The sequence below is a fragment of the Bdellovibrio sp. NC01 genome (genome assembly GCF_006874625.1).
GTDB lineage: Bacteria > Bdellovibrionota > Bdellovibrionia > Bdellovibrionales > Bdellovibrionaceae > Bdellovibrio.
Genome location: NZ_CP030034.1, coordinates 3,051,382 through 3,069,300, shown reverse-complemented (window position 1 = coordinate 3,069,300; position 17,919 = coordinate 3,051,382). Strand labels below are relative to the sequence as shown.

General features: G+C 44.0%; 19 protein-coding genes. 8 read left to right on the top strand and 11 right to left on the bottom strand.

Annotated features, from left to right (window positions below):
• Positions 1 to 118: 118 nt before the first annotated feature.
• The 3 genes from DOE51_RS14630 to DOE51_RS14620 form a co-directional block, all read right to left on the bottom strand.
• On the bottom strand, positions 119 to 811 hold the full coding sequence (locus DOE51_RS14630; protein WP_246845107.1) for an ABC transporter substrate-binding protein: 693 nt from the start codon (positions 809 to 811) through the stop codon (positions 119 to 121).
• Between the two features lie 242 nt (positions 812 to 1,053).
• On the bottom strand, positions 1,054 to 1,827 hold the full coding sequence (locus DOE51_RS14625) for a hypothetical protein (RefSeq protein ID WP_142697291.1): 774 nt from the start codon (positions 1,825 to 1,827) through the stop codon (positions 1,054 to 1,056).
• A gap of 95 nt (positions 1,828 to 1,922) precedes the next feature.
• Entirely contained in the window at positions 1,923 to 2,390 is a 468-nt protein-coding gene (locus DOE51_RS14620; protein ID WP_142697290.1) for a hypothetical protein, read from the bottom strand.
• Positions 2,391 to 2,617: 227 nt separating this feature from the next.
• Between DOE51_RS14620 and DOE51_RS14615 the strand changes: the two genes are divergently transcribed.
• From DOE51_RS14615 to DOE51_RS14600, 4 genes are all read left to right on the top strand, one after another.
• A complete protein-coding gene (locus DOE51_RS14615; RefSeq protein WP_142697289.1) occupies positions 2,618 to 3,379 on the top strand; it encodes a type 1 glutamine amidotransferase domain-containing protein in 762 nt (253 codons plus the stop codon).
• 39 nt (positions 3,380 to 3,418) lie between these two features.
• On the top strand, positions 3,419 to 6,253 hold the full coding sequence (locus DOE51_RS14610) for a hypothetical protein (protein ID WP_142697288.1): 2,835 nt from the start codon (positions 3,419 to 3,421) through the stop codon (positions 6,251 to 6,253).
• 89 nt (positions 6,254 to 6,342) lie between these two features.
• Positions 6,343 to 6,738 carry a methylglyoxal synthase gene (locus tag DOE51_RS14605; protein WP_142697287.1) on the top strand — a complete coding sequence of 132 codons (396 nt, stop codon included), beginning with the start codon at positions 6,343 to 6,345 and terminating at the stop codon, positions 6,736 to 6,738.
• Complete coding sequence (locus DOE51_RS14600; protein ID WP_142697286.1) at positions 6,735 to 7,268, top strand: GNAT family N-acetyltransferase; 534 nt, start codon at positions 6,735 to 6,737, stop codon at positions 7,266 to 7,268. Before DOE51_RS14605 ends, DOE51_RS14600 begins: the two co-directional genes overlap by 4 nt.
• Here DOE51_RS14600 and DOE51_RS14595 read toward each other — a convergent pair.
• The 7 genes from DOE51_RS14595 to DOE51_RS14565 all read right to left on the bottom strand — a co-directional run bounded on the left by DOE51_RS14595 (position 7,265) and on the right by DOE51_RS14565 (position 13,198).
• Complete coding sequence (locus DOE51_RS14595; RefSeq protein WP_142697285.1) at positions 7,265 to 7,543, bottom strand: putative quinol monooxygenase; 279 nt, start codon at positions 7,541 to 7,543, stop codon at positions 7,265 to 7,267. The two genes, DOE51_RS14600 and DOE51_RS14595, sit on opposite strands and share 4 nt — an antisense overlap.
• Positions 7,544 to 7,552: 9 nt before the next feature.
• Positions 7,553 to 8,341 carry a YihY/virulence factor BrkB family protein gene (locus DOE51_RS14590; RefSeq protein ID WP_246845106.1) on the bottom strand — a complete coding sequence of 263 codons (789 nt, stop codon included), beginning with the start codon at positions 8,339 to 8,341 and terminating at the stop codon, positions 7,553 to 7,555.
• A 74-nt stretch (positions 8,342 to 8,415) separates the two neighbouring features.
• Positions 8,416 to 9,153, bottom strand: a complete 738-nt coding sequence (locus DOE51_RS14585) for a hypothetical protein (RefSeq protein ID WP_142697284.1) — start codon at positions 9,151 to 9,153, stop codon at positions 8,416 to 8,418.
• Between the two features lie 68 nt (positions 9,154 to 9,221).
• Positions 9,222 to 10,118, bottom strand: coding sequence for an MBL fold metallo-hydrolase (locus DOE51_RS14580; RefSeq protein WP_142697283.1), 897 nt, complete (start codon positions 10,116 to 10,118; stop codon positions 9,222 to 9,224).
• Positions 10,102 to 10,902 (bottom strand): lysophospholipid acyltransferase family protein, encoded by an 801-nt coding sequence (locus DOE51_RS14575; RefSeq protein ID WP_142697282.1) that lies wholly within the window; start codon positions 10,900 to 10,902, stop codon positions 10,102 to 10,104. Before DOE51_RS14575 ends, DOE51_RS14580 begins: the two co-directional genes overlap by 17 nt.
• The gene (locus DOE51_RS14570; protein ID WP_142697281.1) at positions 10,899 to 11,843 is read right to left on the bottom strand and encodes a phosphatidate cytidylyltransferase; all 945 of its coding nucleotides are present in this window, start codon (positions 11,841 to 11,843) and stop codon (positions 10,899 to 10,901) included. Before DOE51_RS14570 ends, DOE51_RS14575 begins: the two co-directional genes overlap by 4 nt.
• Positions 11,840 to 13,198: a sigma-54 dependent transcriptional regulator gene (locus tag DOE51_RS14565; RefSeq protein ID WP_142697280.1), complete on the bottom strand. Its 1,359-nt coding sequence runs from the start codon at positions 13,196 to 13,198 to the stop codon at positions 11,840 to 11,842. The genes DOE51_RS14570 and DOE51_RS14565 overlap by 4 nt, the downstream gene beginning before the upstream one ends.
• A gap of 105 nt (positions 13,199 to 13,303) precedes the next feature.
• Here DOE51_RS14565 and serA point away from each other — a divergent pair, with 105 nt between their 5' ends.
• The 4 genes from serA to DOE51_RS14545 all read left to right on the top strand — a co-directional run bounded on the left by serA (position 13,304) and on the right by DOE51_RS14545 (position 16,524).
• Entirely contained in the window at positions 13,304 to 14,509 is a 1,206-nt protein-coding gene (serA, locus tag DOE51_RS14560) for a phosphoglycerate dehydrogenase (RefSeq protein ID WP_142697279.1), read from the top strand.
• Positions 14,510 to 14,638: 129 nt separating this feature from the next.
• Complete coding sequence (locus DOE51_RS14555; RefSeq protein ID WP_142697278.1) at positions 14,639 to 14,893, top strand: hypothetical protein; 255 nt, start codon at positions 14,639 to 14,641, stop codon at positions 14,891 to 14,893.
• A gap of 162 nt (positions 14,894 to 15,055) precedes the next feature.
• A complete protein-coding gene (locus DOE51_RS14550; RefSeq protein WP_142697277.1) occupies positions 15,056 to 16,096 on the top strand; it encodes a hypothetical protein in 1,041 nt (346 codons plus the stop codon).
• A gap of 2 nt (positions 16,097 to 16,098) precedes the next feature.
• Positions 16,099 to 16,524: a hypothetical protein gene (locus DOE51_RS14545; protein ID WP_142697276.1), complete on the top strand. Its 426-nt coding sequence runs from the start codon at positions 16,099 to 16,101 to the stop codon at positions 16,522 to 16,524.
• Here the strand turns inward: DOE51_RS14545 and DOE51_RS14540 are convergent.
• Entirely contained in the window at positions 16,518 to 17,909 is a 1,392-nt protein-coding gene (locus DOE51_RS14540; RefSeq protein ID WP_142697275.1) for an FAD-binding oxidoreductase, read from the bottom strand. The genes DOE51_RS14545 and DOE51_RS14540 overlap by 7 nt on opposite strands.
• Between the last annotated feature and the right edge of the window lie 10 nt (positions 17,910 to 17,919).

Here is a 17,919-nt window from a genome sequence, read left to right as displayed (position 1 = left end):
TGTGTCTTTAAAATAAAAAAAACAGTGCGCTGTGCGAAATGTGGCTCAATATGGAGCCACATCGCAGATAATGGAACATGTACCACGACATGGGTGTCACGTAAGGTTTTTTTCGCGGCTATCGGTATTTTTGAAATATCTTTTCTAAGATACCTTCGCTTTTAATTTGATCAATGGCTGTATTCAGGTCTTCAAGTTTGAGTTCAGATCCTTTTCTGATCCAGCAACTGACGGGAATTTCTTCAAGGAGAAGGCCATTAGGGTTGATTTTGGAGTTCGGGTTACTGCGAAGATAGTAAGCCAGATGATGGCCGTCGACGACCGCATATTTAAAACGGTCGTTTTCCAACTTTACAATGTTTGCTTCTTCATTTGTGGCATCATCACGAATGATTTCTCTGGACGAAAATTTCTTGGTTAACTTGGGGTAATTGTATTTGAGGACGGTTCCAATCGTTTGGCCTTTCAAAGAATCCAGAGAGGCAACAGTCCCGTTATTCGAAACAATCAGGTTAGTTACGGTAAATAGTGGATGTGACCACTGAAAATTTTTGGTAGCAGATCCTGCCCACTGGGGATTTGTGTAGCAATTAAAGTCGATGAGATTGTTTTTATAATACTCGCGAATTCGATATTTCGGCAGAACCAAAATCTCTATTTTCTTGCCGAGCTTTTTTTCCAGGGCACGCAAGTATTCTGGAGTAATACCTTTAGGCTCACCTTTGCTTCCTGGAGAATACCACGGTAAAGACATGTTTTCGCCGATGACCGTCTTTAAAGTGTCTGCTGAAGATGCTGCTGCGAAAGCCATAAGTGAAAGAATGGTAAACACTGACTTTAACACGAGAACTCCGGATTGTGACAGTATGGCGAATTTCTTCGTGCACGACAATTCGGTCAAGTTTCAATTTTGTTATCCATGACGACGGGCTTGTCGTTATTTTCTTTGGGACGAATTCGAACTGTCGGTACCGCCGGCTGTGCCACCTCCACTCGCATAGACCGAGTGAGTACTGAAAATAGATAGAAGTAATATAATAATCGCAAGTTTTTTCATTTTGCTTTTTCCATTAAAGTATCAATAACACTAAACATGAAGACGGGAAGGCCACCGCGGGAAGTGGGGTTTTGTAAAAGCGCGATGCGTTCCTGAAAAGCGCGTTCTTCAATTTCAATCCACTTTCTATAAGTAGATTCACTGACTGATTCGAATATCAAACCCATGTAGTTCGCGCCATTTTCATCAGTTCGCTCGGGTTTGGAATATCTTTCGCTTAAAATTATCCCGACAGACTTAATGGACTCCGCTGAAAAGGGTGACCTATTCTCGCCAAGCCCATAATTTCCGTTACCTAACTGTCTGACTACTTTTAAAAGTAGCATTTTTTGTAATATCTCAATTCCATAATCACCAAAGCGACTTTTGACGAAGCCTAAATCAAATGTTTTTGTTTCGGCAAGAACATAAAGTTCTGCGAAACAACGATCCTTCAGTAGTTCTTTTTCAATATTTAAATTGAATCTATGAAGTGGTGATGTCTTTAGTTGAGGATCTTTTTTTTCTAATTTCTCTCGGACAGCGCGTGGAACTGTTCCTAGCAGTTGGTTGAAATCATTTGTTTCTAGCAGGCTCGAATAGAGCTTATAAAGAGTTTGATATCCTGGGTTGTGCTCTTTATCTGAAAGGCGTTTTAAAGTTTTCACATGGATATTCGAACGCGAAGACAGAATGTTTATCCCTTTGCGAGGATCTTTGTAGCGTTTCAAAAAGATTCCGATATCTTCACAGACTTGGTCTTGAAGACTCATGCACTTTGTCGTTTCCATTCTTCACCTCGTGGGCGAAGGCATAGTAGAGAGAAGTATTGAAAGCAAATGATCTTGCAAAAAGCTGAGGCTCGCAATGCGAGCCTCGAGTTTTCTTAGTTACAAGATGGTACTGTGTACGCTTTTTTGAATAAGAATTTTTCGCTGTCGTTACGTGGCCCCCATACTGACACGCTGAATTGAACTGTCATTGGGTAAGTGCCTGAAATAACTTTGTCCTTACAAACTTCGCGGTTACGACCGATGTATGTGCAGTCAGAAACAGTGCGAGAATAGTGAATTGGAGTGTAAAGGTATTTGTAGCCTTTAACGATTTCTTTGCCTTCACCATGGCCAACATAAACCGTTTCAGTTTGTTTTACTGGCTTTTTAGTTCTTAGCATTTGGCCGTCTTGGCAAACAAACGAGTAAGCAACTGCATGACCCATCATAACAACAGGCTCGTCAATTTTAAGGTGTTTGTCGTTCATCAATGTTTCCCAAGACATTTCTGGTGAGTATGTGTTGGCAGAAGCGATTGAAGAGCAGATGGCAAGAGCAAGTACAACGAATACATTTTTCATTTTGGATCTCCTTTTGGTTGATGGAGACGAAATAAGTTTCGAAGGAAATGAAGGCAATTAAAAAATAAACCGCCGGAAGAATACTTGAACAAAACAGATTTTGTATTCGGAATCTCAGAACAAATTTAGATTTGTCCTTCGCCGTAGATTCAAATCTATTTCCATTGTACGAGGCTCCGTGTAGAATTGACCTTGAACAGGAATAGTAAAACTAGGAGCTTGTTAAAATGAATACCCGAATAAAGAAAATTCTGATGCCTTTGCCATCACGGGATTTCGATCCTACAGAAACGGCTATTCCGTGGCAGACTTTAACTCGCTCCACTACACAGGTGTATTTTGCAACACCGGACGGAAAAGTAAGTCAGTGTGATCAACGCATGTTGTATGGATATGGCTTAGGCTTCTTAAGTTCATTTCTGATCGCCGATAAAAATGCGCAAAGTGCTTATCGTGCAATGGAAGCGTCGCCGGAATTTCAAAGTCCGATGAAATGGTCAGATATTCGTTCCGAGGACTTTGACGGTCTTCTTCTGCCAGGAGGTCACGCTCCTGGAATGAAGGAGTATTTGGAATCAGAATTTTTACAAAACGTAGTGTGCAGTTTTTTTGAAATGCAAAAGCCAGTGGGTGCAATTTGCCACGGTGTTGTGTTGGCGGCTCGCAGTCGAAATAAAAATGGCCAAAGTGTATTGTCGGGGAAAAAGACAACCTCACTTTTAGCAGTCCAAGAACTTTTAGCCTGGGGACTGACGTGTCTTTGGCTTGGTAACTATTATCGGACTTATTCGCAAACCGTAGAGGCGGAAGTACGTCAGAGTTTAAAATCTTCCGCTGACTTTGTGAAAGGCCCAGCACCACTTTTACGTGATAGTTTGGCCCATATGGATCGTGGTTTTGCGCTGACTGACGGAAATTATATTTCAGCGCGTTGGCCAGGTGACGCTCACGTGTTTTCTAATGCGTTTTTAGCTCGGTTAAAACAATAAGAACGTGATTTTTGCATTTTTCAAATTTAGAGTTTGTCTATGCAAAAACTTTTACTGTCTCTGTTGTTGTCCTTTGGTTCTGTCGCAGCTCACGCACAATATTTAGATTTCGCACAAAGTTCGCCGTCATTAAAGTGGCAGTCGATTTCAAATGAATCCGTGCGTGTGATTTATCCCGATTACCTTCAAGGTGAATCAGTTTATATCGCAAACTTAGTCGAACATTATTCAAAGTTCGTAGGTCAAACCTACGGAATTAAAAATCCCAAACAATTCGATCTTATTATCAGAGCAGAAACGGGCGAACCGAATGGTTACGTGACATTGATGCCAAGACGAAGTGAGTGGTTTTCATCGTCAATGTTCTTCCCTGGTGTGGGTTCACTGGATTGGTATCAAGCTCTTTCAATTCATGAATATCGTCACGTCAATCAATTTGATTACTTTAATCAAGGCGCAACCAAAGGTCTTTATTGGGTGATGGGGGAGTTCGGGGAAATCGTTGCCACGTTCCTTGCTGTACCTTCGTGGTACATGGAAGGTGATGCCGTTTGGACTGAAACTAAATTCACAGATGCCGGGCGTGGCCGTTCACCACGTTTTTTGGCACGTCTTAAAGCCTTGATCACTTCAGATCAAATTCCGACATTTGACGAATTGCTCAGTGGAACATATCGCACGAATACTCCGAATCATTATGTATTTGGTTATGCATTGATCTCTTACGGTGTACAAAAATACGGTGAAGAGTTGTGGCCGGCGGTGATGAAGTCGACGGCGCGCTTTCCATATCCTTTGAGTTTCTATAATGCCTTTTCACGTGTGACAGGACAGAGCTTTCAATCGTTTTACGATGAGGCGATGAGTGACCTTAAAACTAAATGGGCTAAAGATACAGCTCCAAAAGGCGAATTGAAATCTGAATACCGCGAAATTTTAAGTCCTGCGATGGTGGGCGATAGCACTTACGTGATCGCGTATGATTTAAATTCTCAACACACGATTTATAAAGTCAAAGGCGACGAGATGACGAAAATCGTGGAGCTGCCGTTCATCAGCGACTTCATGAGTATTAACTTCGGCAAAGATAAAGCTGTGACCACAGAATTTTTGCCAAGCCCGCGCTTCCAGCATCGCAATTACTCGGACCTTGTAGTGTATGATTTAAAATCCGGCAGTAAAGACAAACTGACAAACGGGGAGCGTCTTTACAATCCACGTTTTAACGCCGAACAAAACCGAATTATCGCGACAGAGTTCACATCGCATAATATGTGGAATTTGGCAGAGTTTGATGTGCACGGTAAAAAACTGCGCAGCTTCGGCGTTCCAGAAGGTAAAGTCGAAGAAGCTTATTACCTCGATAACGACACTGCGATTGCAATTCTTGGTTCCAAAGCAGGTTTAAGATCCATTGTGGTGATTGATTTGAAAGCCCACAAAGTGACAAAGACGCTGCTTCCGCCGTCACGCAATTTGATCTATAGCTTGAACGTCGATAGAAACAAAAATATTTTCTTTGAAGGTCAGTATAAAGGCCGTACAGAAATCTTTAAGCTTGATCAGCAGGGGGCTGCGGCAAAATGTTCGTTGGCGCGCCTGGGTTCTTACACTCCTTCATCGAACGGTGACGTGGTCACATATTCAGACATGGACTCTTACGGTTCACGTGTGATTGAAATGCCAATAGCAAACTGCCAAACGATCGCGGCCTCGGAATTGGTGGATTATAAATACCTTTCTGACGATCCATCGGACAATTACAATGCTTTCCCGTTGCAGCCGATCAAAGATCAAGAGTCGTTGTACACACAAAATAAAGAACAATATAAGCCTGAAGATTACGATGGCTTCGATAAGGGTTTAATCATTCCGCATTCATGGGGATTGACGATTGGTCGTGGCGCGGGCTTAGGTTTTGCGACGGACAACTATCTGCGCACAATGGGTCTTTCTGCGATTGTCGGAACGGATGCTGAAGAAGGTCAGGGTTATGCGAATTTAGCTTTTGATCTTAAAAAGTATTATCCCGTTTTCCGTTTTGAGGTGGAAGAACGTAAACGTAAGGTCAAAGACTTCGAAACGCAGGTTGAAAACAAGTGGACCGAAGACAGTGCGGGGCTCACGATGATTGTTCCGTATATTAAAAAACGCGGTCTTTATAATTTCCAAACGGCGGCAACTCTTTCTGGTGCTTATACCAATACGGACAAGTACGAAGTGAATGATCTTGAAATCGACGGATCAAATTACTTCTATAAATCTTCTGCGGGCTTAGCGTTTGCGTGGTCGAAAGATCCTTCAGCGCGTTCGTTACAAGCTCCGTGGCTCTTAAGTTATGCAGTTAAGTTTGATAACGCTGACAGCCCTTCGGATGACGCGGCTGATGGCTACCGCGTGTTCCAAGCGGCAATTTTGCAAACGCCAAGTATTTTCGCGAATGACGGATTTAAATTTGAATTCGATCAACAGAATCGCGACACGAAGCCAGGTTCATATCGCTTCTTGCCCGTGGGCGTAAGTGCCGTGTCGTATGTATTCTCGCGCGGTTATACGTATGAAGATGTCCCGGGGTATCAAAAAGTTTCGGCGAACTATTTGTTCCCGATTGCTTATCCTGATTTTACGTTCGGTGGAATGTTCACAAGCTGGCTGTACTTAAAACAAATTTATGGCAATGCCTTCTATGATACGACTCATGTACAAGACACACGCATGGAACCGTCGACTTTAAACAGTTATGGTCTTGAGCTGTTGTTTGAAGCAAAACTCTTCCGCTTCTTGCCACTAACGGGTGGCGTGCGAGTGCTCGAGCGATTGACTGATAACGTGGTCGTGGGTGAGGCATTCTTGGCGTCGGGTGTCGGCTTCTAATTTTGAGGTCGATGTGATTAGCGGCAGCCTACTAAGAAAGCTTGCCTCAACTCCGATTAGATCTTTAAATAATTAAAGACGGAGTTGAGATGAAAAAACGTAGAACAGTCGCCCTTATTGCACATGACGGAAAAAAGGCAGAGATGATTGCCTTTGTGAAAGACAATCTTGAATTCTTTAAGGGCTTTGATCTGGTTGCAACATCGACAACTGGCAAACACGTTCAGCAAACAGGCCTTAAAATCAAACGCTTCCTTTCGGGGCCTTTAGGTGGTGATGCGCAAATCGCGGCGCTTGTTGCAACTGGAAAGTGTGAAGCTGTGATTTTTATGCGTGATCCATTGGGCATGCATCCTCACGATCCAGATATCTCGACACTGATGCGTATCTGTGACGTTCACAACGTGCCTTTGGCGACGAATCCTTCAACGGCTCAATTGATCGTTAAAGGTCTTGCGAAAAACCTTCTACAAAAAATTCCATGAAACCCTTTCCGGAAATCCTAACAACAAATTTCCGGTTAAGATGTTTCACCGATAAAGATCTTGATGTCGTATTTTACGCTCTATCACACCCAGATGTGATTCGTTATTACGGCATCTCTTACGCGACTAAAGAAGAAACTAAATTGCAAATGGACTGGTTTCGCCGCATCTGGCTTGAACAAAGCGGATGCTGGTGGGCCATTGAAGACTCATCAGGCAAAGTGATTGGCGGCTTGGGTTTTAATAATTGGACCCATGTGCACAATAAAGCCGAGATGGGTTATTGGTTACTTCCGCAAGCGTGGGGGCAGGGGATCTTGCGCGAATGTATACCTGCGCTTTTAAATTTTGCTTTGAATGAATGCAAAATCCATCGCCTGGAAGCAACGGTTGAAAGCGAAAATGAACGCTCGCATAAAGTTTTAAATTTTCACGGCTTTAAACACGAGGGCCGTTTGCAAGATGCCGAAAAGAAAAACGGCAAATACATCACGATTGATTATTACGCTTTAATTAATCCGCGTTTCTAGCGTTGTTCAAAGACTTGCACAGAGCGATCTTTTAACATCGGCAATATCTTGGGTATTATCGATTGAAAATGAGGGCTCATACGATGAGCTTCGATTCCTTCTTCGTCATTGTATTCTTCATAGATCAGAATTTTTTCAGGAGCCGCAGGGTCTTGATAGAAATCGTAACAGCGGCTTGCGGGTTCTTGGCGAGAATGAACTTGTAACTCTTTAAGAAGACCTAAGACTGTGTTGAGGTGCTGAACTTGCACTATCCAACGTGCAACGATGACCATATCTGCCTCTTAAGCGATGTGTCTCTTTTGAATTCCCGCGCACAGTGCGACGCCAGCAAGGATCACGTACCACAATGCCAGCAACCACAACAGCAAGATAGGCAGGGCCGCAAAAGAGCCATAGATTTTATTATAATTAAAAACTTCCACAGTTAAGAAGGCAAAGCCCTTGTGCACGCAGAATAAAGCGATTGCTGAAATAAAGGCGCTAATCAAGGCCGCTTTCGAATGGACCTTTAAATCTGGCACCAATTTATAGATAAGGTACAAGCAACCGACCAAAACCATGCTGTTTGTCACGCCCACCGGAAGAATACGACGCGCATATTGGAATTGATCTAAAGAGATAAAGCCCACGTAGATCGCCAAAGCAATTGGAATCAAAAGAATCAAGATCCATTGATAGATCAGACGCTTATAAAACGGACGAGTGCGCGGATGTGCCCACACACGGTTGATGCCTACCTCCATGTCGTGCATCAACTTCAATGAAGTGATGAACAAGAAGATGGCACCTGTCGTTCCAAGTTTTCCAGCGTTGATATTCTTGATGAAGATGCGAATGAACTTCGTGACGTCGCTGCCGGCTGCTTCTTTTAAATATACCAACAGAAAGCCTTCCACTTTGGGATAAAGAGCTTCAAGGCCACCGATAGATTGGAAGGTTGCAAGAACGACTGCTAGAAAGGGAACCATGCCCACGATTGTTGAAAATGACAAAGAAGCTGCGACAAGTTGGATTTCTCCATCGCGCATTTGGCGGCCGGTGTTTTTAAAGACCTGCCATAGTTTTCTCATGACTTCTTTAGGGGCTGGGGCATTCATGACCTGAAAGTATCACGAATAGCCCCTGTGTCCAATGCGCAATTTAACTAAAATGCGTAACCAAGGCGAAGCAGAACGTGAGGCAAAACAGTTTTTCCGATTTTATCGGCTGTATCTTCAGCGTCACTGCGAGCTTGGATATAGTCTGGATTGTTTAAAATTGTTGGATCTGTTGTGCCATCGTCGATGTCCACTTTGTTTGAAAGTGGAATTTGTGCACCTAACTCAACGCCAAAATTCAAACCATATTGGAATTGCCAGAACCAGCCGAATTTAGGTGTGATGAATGGAGTATTCACTTTGACTTGAGGAGTGACTTCTTGGCCGCTGTAAGTGCCAGTCTCTTTCGCAGTGATATGTTGCACGCCCAAATCTGCGCCTAAGAAGAACGAAGAAGCCCAAGGATGATATTTGCCTTCAATAGCAAAGTTGCTTGTATTGGCTTCTTGTTTTTGTTCGATGTTGCCGCTGGTGTCGTTTCTTTCATAGTGAAAGACGCCCAAATTCAAACCGACGGACCACAATCTTGATTGATCAAGATATTCAAAACCGCCACCAAGACCTTTTGGAAAACCAACGATTCCGTAAACGCCCCACAAGCTGCGTGCCCATTGTTTGTCGGTCGCATATTCTTTCTCGATCACCGGAGAAGAATTCGTCGGTAAAGCTTCAGAAGGTTGCGCGGTTTCAGTCGCAGTGGCCTTGTTGCTTTCCGTTGGTGTTGTTGTTTGTGCAAATGAAGAAGTCGCGAATAAAAGAACGAGTGAACTAATGATGTATTTCATAGTCCATATGATAAACAGCGGAAACTTCGTGGGCAAAGAAATCTAAATTACAAAGATTCCGGCTCGTCTTAGAGCCAGAATCTTTTTTGAACTGAAAAGTCGTGGCCACTTCGTTCGATCAAAGCAGCATCACAATAAGGATCATGTTCGAAGAATAGGTACCAGTTATTATCAGCAGCTTGGCTAAGATATTTTTGTTTTTCTTCCATCAATACAACCGGCTGTAAATCGTAGCCCATCAACCACGGTATTTTTACGTGTGTTGATGTCGGTACCACGTCACCGCAATAAAGCAGAGTCGTTTGACCATCAGTAACTTTCACCATCTGTTGCTTTTCCGTATGACCATTTGAAATGAATGCAGAAAGTCCAGGAAGGAAATTTTCCGTATCGCCATCAAGTAGAGTTAAAACACCAGCATCCAAGAGCGGTTGATAATTCGCAGGATAGTAACTTGCGCGTTCACGCAAATTGGGATGACTTGCAGTTTCTAAGTTGCCTTTTTGTGCCCAATATTTTGCATTCGGAAACGTTGGAACAAGTTTGCCATCTTTTTCAGTTGTGGCGCCACCAGCATGGTCAAAGTGGAAATGCGTGATCACAACATTGTTGATGTCTTCTGGTTTCAAGCCATGAGCTTGCAAAGATTTTTTCAATGAAGGGCCACTGTCATCGATGTTGTAGAGATCTTTAAATTTGTTGCCAAGTTTATCGCCGTACTTCGCAACAAAGTCGCTACCGTTTCCAGTATCAATCAGAATGTTGTTGCCGGGGCTTTTCAAAAGCAACGCACGAGCTTCCATTTGAATGCGATTTTTTTCGTCGGCAGGATTCGATTTTTCCCAAAGAACTTTTGGAACAGTTCCAAACATCGCGCCACCATCCAAGCCGAACAAGCCAGTCGGAATCGGGCAGATTTCATAAGGACCAATTTTAAGATGGCGAGTTTCATTGGTTGAAGTCATCGATATCCTCTTTCGTCGCTGGAGCCGTTGTCGAAGTTGCAACGTCAGCTTTCGGTTCCTCAATCGCGAAGGCATTTGGATTGATCGTCAGAACCCAGCTCTTATAAGCAGTATAAACCTCTTTGATCGGAGCAGGCGGGTGAACCGGACCTACGTGCAAAACAAGTTTACCCGGTTTTGCAAAGAACTGACCCTTCGGCCAAAGATCTAAGTTGCCCTCAAGGTATGTGAACAAAATCGGTGTCTGAGTTTTTTCAGAAAAGATCGAAACACCACGTTTGAATTCTTGTACTTTGCCAGTTTGTGAACGCGTGCCTTCCGGGAAAATAATCAACCACATGCGTGGTAGTTCCGTCAGAAGTTTCAAGATCAAGTTCACAGCTTCGCCTTTGCGGTCTTTACGATCGATCGGAATCGCGCCTAAGCAGTGTTGCGAAAAGAATGTGAACAACGGATTTGAAAAGAAATAATCTTTTGCAGCTGCGATATAAACGCTAAGCCAAAAACGGCGCGGAATAGCTGCCGCAATCGATGTCGCATCCAAATGGCTGGCGTGATTACTGATAATAATTAACTTCGGTTGAGTGCGATACAGTTCTTTGAACGGAACACCTTTTACCTGCAAACGAATGTAGTATTTAAAGGCGATGTTTTTAAGAAAGATCGACCACAAAAAGCGCATGCACACGCTGAACAAGTCAATATGACGTGTGAACAGCGGAAGATGTTTTAAATAGGTCGGCAGTTTGGTCCACTGCTCGTTTTCGTAATCCCAATCCTTCATAAAATCGCCGTCATCAAGTAATAGTAAATCGGTGCAACAAAGATCAAGCGGTCAATACGGTGAAGGAAATCACCACGACCGATAATGAACGGTCCCACCGTTTTCATACCCGCATCACGACGTACAACCGTCATCAACAAGTCACCAACGAAACCGCCAAGACCTGCGACAAGACCCGCCGACAACCAGTACTTTTCCGATCCATCTGGAAGCAAGAAACGCATACAGCCAGCAAGGAACAAAGTCAGAGCAATTGAAACTGCCGTACTGCCAACTGAACGACGCGGGTTGATTCCAGGGAACAATTTCCAGCCACCGATGTAACGGCCGACTGCCAAGTTCGTGTTGTCACAGAACTCCGTCAAGATGATCAAGTACATCACTTGGAAGACGCCGTTCGGGAAACGTAAGATCAAGCCCAAGTGCATGAATGACCAACCCAAAAAGATGAAGGCCAGTAACGTCAAAGAAATGTACTGAATCATGCGCTTATAAGAATTGCGCACCAGTGGTACCAAGCACGCGAAACCTAAAACGATCATCGGCATGATGTTGTAGATATCTAAACGATTAAAGTAACAGCATAACGTCAGGCCGATGATGCCTAGATAAGTGATCATCACGAAGTTGCTACGATGGAACATCCCCATGATTTGGAAGAAGACTTTCGCACCAAAAATCGCAATACACGCCAGCATCACCAATGGCCAAGGTTCAGGCAGGCCCATAATAATAAACATTAAAGGCGCAGCAATCAGCCAGCTTTTAATACTCGCCCAAGATTGCACGAAGTAATAGTTCTTGTTTCTGAAGAAGAAAATGATCAGGCCCGAACCGAAGATGATCGACAGAACGATGAACACTGTTTGGCGATAGATGTGACTTTCCCAGGCAGTTGGCAAATCAAGGTGAATAGGGAAGTTGGGGAAATTAAAATTCATGGAGTTTCCTCTTGGATCTTGTACTGGCTTAATTTCTTATACAGATTCGAACGCGAAATTTGCAGCAAGTTTGCCGTTTCATCCGCATTCTTGGTTTGTTGGTGAGCCGTGCGAATCACGTGAGCTTCGAACTCATCCACCAAAGCATTCAAGCCTTTGCTAAAATCAATAACCGTGTATGACGGAGCTGATCCAGTCACCGCCGCAGGCTTCAACCATGCTGTCACATCTTCTTCACGAATGAATGGCAGTGGGGAAGTCAGGCTGAGTTGTTCACACACGCGTTTTAGTTCGCGCACGTTACCAGGCCAGTTGTATTTTTTCAATGACTCAAGTCCATCTTCCGTAAAGCTTTTGTTGCGACGCGGACGTTCTGCTGCCAAGAAGTGTTGGCTAAGATCCGCGATGTCATCAAGACGCTCGCGCAAAGGTGGCAGAGTAATTCTTTGTGAAGCCAGGCGATACAGTAAGTCTTCACGGAACTCACCAGCTGCGACCATTTTGTCGAGTGGTTTATTGGAAGCCACGATCACGCGAGTTTTTACGAAGGTACTTTCTTTCGCACCGACTCTGCGAACTTCGCCGGTTTCAAGGAAGCGCAAAAGTTTTGCTTGTTGAACCAAAGGCAAGGCTTCGATTTCATCCAAGAACAAATCGCCACCGTTCGCGGCTTCAGTCAGACCCACTTTATTTTGATCAGCACCGGTGAAGGCGCCTTTTACGTGACCAAACATTTCTGATTCAAATAAATTATCGGGAATGCTGGCAACGTTGACGGCGATGAAGGGGCGTTCGCCTTCTTGATCGTGAAGCAGGCGCGCGACAACTTCTTTACCGCAACCAGTTTCACCTTCGATCAAAACGGAATTGCTTTCACCACGAAGTTCAGCGATACGCTTTTTGATTTTTTGTGAAGCTTCGGAATTGCCGACCCAACGCAAAGTATTTCTATCGGCGTGCGGATCAACGTTACGCAGATCCCACAGCGCTTCCATTTTTTCTAAGACCAGCAAAACTTCTTCAGGCATCAAGGGCTTCGCTAAAAACTTTTGTGCCCCAGCCTTTAGACAAGTTTCCATCAGGCTTCTGTTCAGATCTCCTGACATCGCTACGACATCCAATTGCGGATTGTGCTTCAATAATTTTGCGATAACAGAAGGTCCAGCTGCTTTCTCTGTGCCGGGTTCAAGATGCATATCTACGAAGGCCGCATGATAGAAGCGTTCATACTGAATAGCTTCCAATTTGTGCGCAGAAAAAAGTTTCCACTGTGACGGCAAGCTCATTTTCAAAGCTTGATGAATAAGTGGGTCATCGTCGACGACAAGTAGAGAGAAAACTCGAGTGTTGCTCATAGTGATCAGGATACCCGACCAGAGTACTTTGACTACCCTTAGTGCGCATCGTCAGTAGTGACGCGCCCCTCGAAATCAGAGTAAACTTGTCAAGATGGAGGCGCAATGACAGCACCTAGAATTCTCCTCGTAGAAAATATCCATGAAGTGGCAAAACAAAAGCTCAGCGAAGAGGGCTTTCATGTTGACATGCTTTCACATGCTCCGACTGAAGATGAATTGATTCAGCTTGTAGCCAACTATGACGTTCTTGGCATTCGTTCGAAAACAGAGATCACTAAAAAAGTTTTAGATAACAGCAAACATCTTCTGACGATCGGCTGTTTTTGTATTGGCACAAACCAAGTCGATCTTTCGGTCGCTCGTGAAAAAGGCATTCCAGTTTTCAATGCGCCTCACTCGAACACGCGTTCGGTTGCGGAACTTGTGATTGCAGAGATGATTGCGCTATCTCGTCAATTGGGTGATCGCAACACCAAAGCTCACGTCGGTGAGTGGGTGAAATCAGCAGTTGGTTCTAAAGAAGTGCGCGGAAAAACTTTGGGTATCGTGGGTTACGGTCATATCGGTAGCCAGGTCAGCGTCTTGGCTGAATCGATGGGCTTGAAAGTTGTATTCTTTGACGTGATCAAAAAACTTCCACTTGGAAATGCAGTGGCAATGCACAGTCTTGAAGAGCTTTTGAAAGTTTCAGATTTTGTTACATTGCACGTGCCAGAAACTCCAGAAACGAAAGATATGATTGGCGCTAAAGAGCTGGCTGCGATGAAAAAAGACGCGCACTTGATCAACGCCAGCCGCGGAACTGTAGTCGTCATTCCAGCCCTAGTAGAGGCCTTAAAATCAAAGCACATCGGCGGTTGCGCGATCGACGTGTTTCCTGAAGAACCGGCTTCGAACAAAGAAAAATTCGTGTCACCTTTACAGGGTGTTGCGAACGTGATTCTGACTCCGCATATCGGGGGCAGCACGGAAGAGGCCCAATATGCCATTGGTATCGAGGTCGCTGAAAGCTTCCGTCGTTATTTGAAAATTGGTTCGACTTCGGGGGCAGTGAACTTCCCAAATGTGGATTTGCCAGTGAAGCAGGGGACGTCTCGTTTGCTGAACGTGCATAGAAACGAACCTGGTGTTCTTGGAGAGATCAACGGTCTTATTTCCAAAGCCGGCGCCAACATCGAAGGGCAGTATCTGTCGACAGACGAGCGCATCGGTTACTTGGTGATGGACGTACATTCCTCTCATGCAAAGGCTTTGGCAGGGGAGATTGAAAAACTCTCCCGTTCCATCAGAACCCGTGTGGTGTACTGATTGTCTAGAGATTAGACGATCCTTAAGTTTAAACAATGTTAATACGAATATTTACGGGGTCCATTGTGGGCCCCTTTTTTTTATGTTAGATCGGACCATCTTTAATTAACGAAAACCCAAGGAGAATCCATGAAAACTCTTGTAATGTCTTTGTTGTTGATAGCTGGTCCATTGTTCGCCAATGCTTCTCGTTCACTAGAACCAGATCTTCAATATTTATCTTGGTGCAATGCTCAAAACCAAGTTGAAGCTTCAGACCTAAAAGGTGGCGTACGCGTTGTTGCTGATTGCGAAGCTCAAGGTAAAGTTTGCGGCACGATCTCTAAACCTGTTGTTGATCGTATCGTTGTTTCTGCTGCTTGCATGAAAAAAGAAGCAAAATAATTTAGATCTTCCGAAAGATTTAAATCCCAAACCCACAGCTCATCTCTGTGGGTTTTTTTATGCTCTAAATCCCTGGACCTTGGAAGGGAACCGCTCCATAAGCTCCCATAACTAGACGCTAAAATGCTCATCAGGAAACAGCTTCTTGTCGATATGTTTCGTATGAAGAAGCTTCTTTTTTCGATCGTTGTTTTAGCCTCTGTGATGGCTTCAGCAGAACTTGTTGTTCACAAAGAGGGCAGCAAAGTTGTGCTTGCTGATTCGTGTTCTAATGCGCAGGACATGATTCAAAGTCTTTCGCAATGGACTCAAAATGTTAAAGCTGGCAAAGGCTGTTCTAACTTAGAACCCATGACTAAAAGTGGAAGTGATTGCCGTTACGACATCTCAAGCTGCGTGCCTGAACATGTTGTGAAATATCAAGATGCAAAACCTGAAGTCGATGGACCGAACTGTTGGAATTTATCGCTTGTGATGAGCGGAATTTTGCCATCACTTCGTTATTCTTCGCCCGAAGAAATGCACTTCTATATGCGCCCGCCATTATGTAAGGCGCTGAAAGACGGCGAAGCTCGTCAGCCCGGTGACGTTGGTGCGATTCGTACCGTAAGCAGAGCAGGCGTCGAAGAATCACACGGCTTTATTTATATCTCGGAAAAAATCGCATATTCAAAAAATGGTTTTAGTCAGATGTCTCCGTATGCTTTGCAGACGATGGAAGAAGTGATGCAGACTTACGACGTTCCAAACAAAAAAGAATGCCGTAAGAATCAAATCGACTTGAAATCCGATTGTCGAAATGCAGTTTCATTTTATCGTTGTGACTCTTTGGATTCCTATATGGACAAGCACAAAGAAATTCCGGAAAAAGTGCGCACGACGTTGAAGAAAATCTCTTCTGCGGAAGATTGCATATCGAAACAGGCCTTCAGTGGCAAAAGTTTAAGTGCTGAGGCAAGAAAGAATATCTCTGATACCAGCAAAGCCATTCTTGCTTTCGCTGAAGAGGCGAAAAATTCGCCGGAATTTAATAAGCTGCCAAAAGAGCAAAAAAACTTCCTTTTGGGAGGAATATTTTATCGTTTAGATGCCATCGGCGATCAATTGTCGTTCAGTGGTGAAGGCAGCCTTGCGTGGGAAACAAAAGGTCTGACAGAAATGTTTGGCAACGTGGCTTCAAAGCTTGTTAAGGAAGGAAAATAGTTATGAATAAACCTTCAACGATTTCAGCAATCGTTTTTTTGGCACTTGCCGCTTGCAGCTCATTCGAAAAGAAACCAGAAATGCGTTTGCCATCGAATGCGCAAGGTGTTGCCGAAGCTTCTGATTTAAAACGTGTCGGACCTTTAGGAGTGTTGGAAGAGCTGCGCAGTCATTGCTGTGACGGCGTCATGATTCAAAAAAGTGACGTGTCATTCTGGGGAGAAAAAGAAATCGCTCAGTTACAGAACTATGTAAGCGACACGACTCCCGTTGCGCCAGTTATGCGTCCTACGAGTGGTGTTTCATGTCGTGGAGAGAAATATCAATCAACTCTTGGTCACGAAGCCAAACACTTGATCGAGGCGATTAAGCAAAAAACTTATCCGCTGTCACAGTGTTCGACTTACGATTTACATCTAGATCAATAGTTAAATACTTTTCCTGGATTCATGATGTTGTCGGGATCAAAGACTTTTTTGATCCCTTTCATCATTTCAATTTCCGCCTCAGAACGTGTGTAGTTCAAGAAAGTCTTCTTCGTCAAACCCACACCGTGTTCTGCTGAAATCGAGCCTTTGTACTTTTTCACAGTATCAAAAACCATCACGTCAACTTTACGGCACTCTTTAACGAATTCTTCTTTTGTCATGCCTTGTGGTCTTAGGATGTTGATGTGCAAGTTGCCATCACCGATATGACCGAACCACACCACTTCCCATGTTGGGTAAGCTTGTGACAAGACTTTATCTAAGTCCTCCATGAATGGCGGAACTTTAGAAATCGTCACAGCGATATCGTTTTTGTACGGAGAATACTTCGCCAATGATTCAGAGATATCTTCACGGTATCTCCAGAACGTTGTCGCTTGCACGTCGGATTGGCTGATGACACCGTCCATAACCCAGCCTTCTTCCAAGCATTTTTCAAACACACCCAAAGCATGTTCTTCATCTTGGTCGTTGCGAGTTTCAACTTCCGCTAACACATAAAAGCTTGCTTGCGTTTCAAGTGGCGCTGGTAGACCTGTGTTTTCAAGAACCTTCGCCAGCGCTTTGTCCGAAAACATTTCAAACGCCACCAGCGAAGTTTTAGTTTTAAATTCAGCAAAGATCTTCATCACAGCATCAAGACCGCTGACTGCCATCACCAAAACTTTCATTGGTGGGGGAGCCGGAGCTAATTTGATTGTTGCTTCCGTGATGAAACCCAAAGTGCCTTCAGCACCAATGAACAAATGACGAAGATCGTAACCTGTGGCGTTCTTAGTTAAAGCATTGTTCAACTCTAAGATATCGCCCGTACCAGTCACAACTTTCAAACCCACAACCCAGTCACGCGTCAGACCATAGCGTACAACCTTGATACCACCCGCATTGGTAGAAATATTTCCGCCCATTTGCGAAGAGCCAACGGCTGCGAAGTCGACGGGATAAAAAAGATTTTTTGAGTGTGCGAATTCTTGCAAAGATTCAGTCACAACACCCGGTTCGATAATCACTGTTTGATCAACAGGAGAGAAGTCTTTGATCTTATTCATTTGATCAAACGACACAACCACTTCACCTTGCGTTGCTACAGCAGCACCCGATAAACCTGTGCGACCGCCTGAAGGAATCAATGCGATTTTGTTAGCGCGCGCCCATTTAACAAGGCTTGCGACTTCTTCAGTTGTGTGTGGGAAAACGATAGCCGAAGCTTTGATATCGAAATAAGTTGTCCAGTCTTTGCCCCAATATTTCAGACTCTCTTCGTCGGTTTTGATTTGTTCTTTTTTAAGAAAACTTTCAAGTGCGAGAAGTGCTGATTGCGACATGGGAAACATC

Coding starts and splice junctions, on each gene's coding strand:
- DOE51_RS14585 (WP_142697284.1), bottom strand. CDS start 9,153: ATGAAATACATCATTAGTTCACTCGTTCTTTTATTCGCGACTTCTTCA.
- DOE51_RS14610 (WP_142697288.1), top strand. CDS start 3,419: ATGCAAAAACTTTTACTGTCTCTGTTGTTGTCCTTTGGTTCTGTCGCA.
- DOE51_RS14595 (WP_142697285.1), bottom strand. CDS start 7,543: ATGGTCATCGTTGCACGTTGGATAGTGCAAGTTCAGCACCTCAACACA.
- DOE51_RS14620 (WP_142697290.1), bottom strand. CDS start 2,390: ATGAAAAATGTATTCGTTGTACTTGCTCTTGCCATCTGCTCTTCAATC.
- DOE51_RS14550 (WP_142697277.1), top strand. CDS start 15,056: ATGAAGAAGCTTCTTTTTTCGATCGTTGTTTTAGCCTCTGTGATGGCT.
- DOE51_RS14580 (WP_142697283.1), bottom strand. CDS start 10,118: ATGACTTCAACCAATGAAACTCGCCATCTTAAAATTGGTCCTTATGAA.
- DOE51_RS14540 (WP_142697275.1), bottom strand. CDS start 17,909: ATGTCGCAATCAGCACTTCTCGCACTTGAAAGTTTTCTTAAAAAAGAA.
- DOE51_RS14590 (WP_246845106.1), bottom strand. CDS start 8,341: ATGAGAAAACTATGGCAGGTCTTTAAAAACACCGGCCGCCAAATGCGC.
- serA (WP_142697279.1), top strand. CDS start 13,304: ATGACAGCACCTAGAATTCTCCTCGTAGAAAATATCCATGAAGTGGCA.
- DOE51_RS14570 (WP_142697281.1), bottom strand. CDS start 11,843: ATGAATTTTAATTTCCCCAACTTCCCTATTCACCTTGATTTGCCAACT.
- DOE51_RS14600 (WP_142697286.1), top strand. CDS start 6,735: ATGAAACCCTTTCCGGAAATCCTAACAACAAATTTCCGGTTAAGATGT.
- DOE51_RS14630 (WP_246845107.1), bottom strand. CDS start 811: ATGGCTTTCGCAGCAGCATCTTCAGCAGACACTTTAAAGACGGTCATC.
- DOE51_RS14555 (WP_142697278.1), top strand. CDS start 14,639: ATGAAAACTCTTGTAATGTCTTTGTTGTTGATAGCTGGTCCATTGTTC.
- DOE51_RS14575 (WP_142697282.1), bottom strand. CDS start 10,902: ATGAAGGATTGGGATTACGAAAACGAGCAGTGGACCAAACTGCCGACC.
- DOE51_RS14565 (WP_142697280.1), bottom strand. CDS start 13,198: ATGAGCAACACTCGAGTTTTCTCTCTACTTGTCGTCGACGATGACCCA.
- DOE51_RS14545 (WP_142697276.1), top strand. CDS start 16,099: ATGAATAAACCTTCAACGATTTCAGCAATCGTTTTTTTGGCACTTGCC.
- DOE51_RS14625 (WP_142697291.1), bottom strand. CDS start 1,827: ATGGAAACGACAAAGTGCATGAGTCTTCAAGACCAAGTCTGTGAAGAT.
- DOE51_RS14605 (WP_142697287.1), top strand. CDS start 6,343: ATGAAAAAACGTAGAACAGTCGCCCTTATTGCACATGACGGAAAAAAG.
- DOE51_RS14615 (WP_142697289.1), top strand. CDS start 2,618: ATGAATACCCGAATAAAGAAAATTCTGATGCCTTTGCCATCACGGGAT.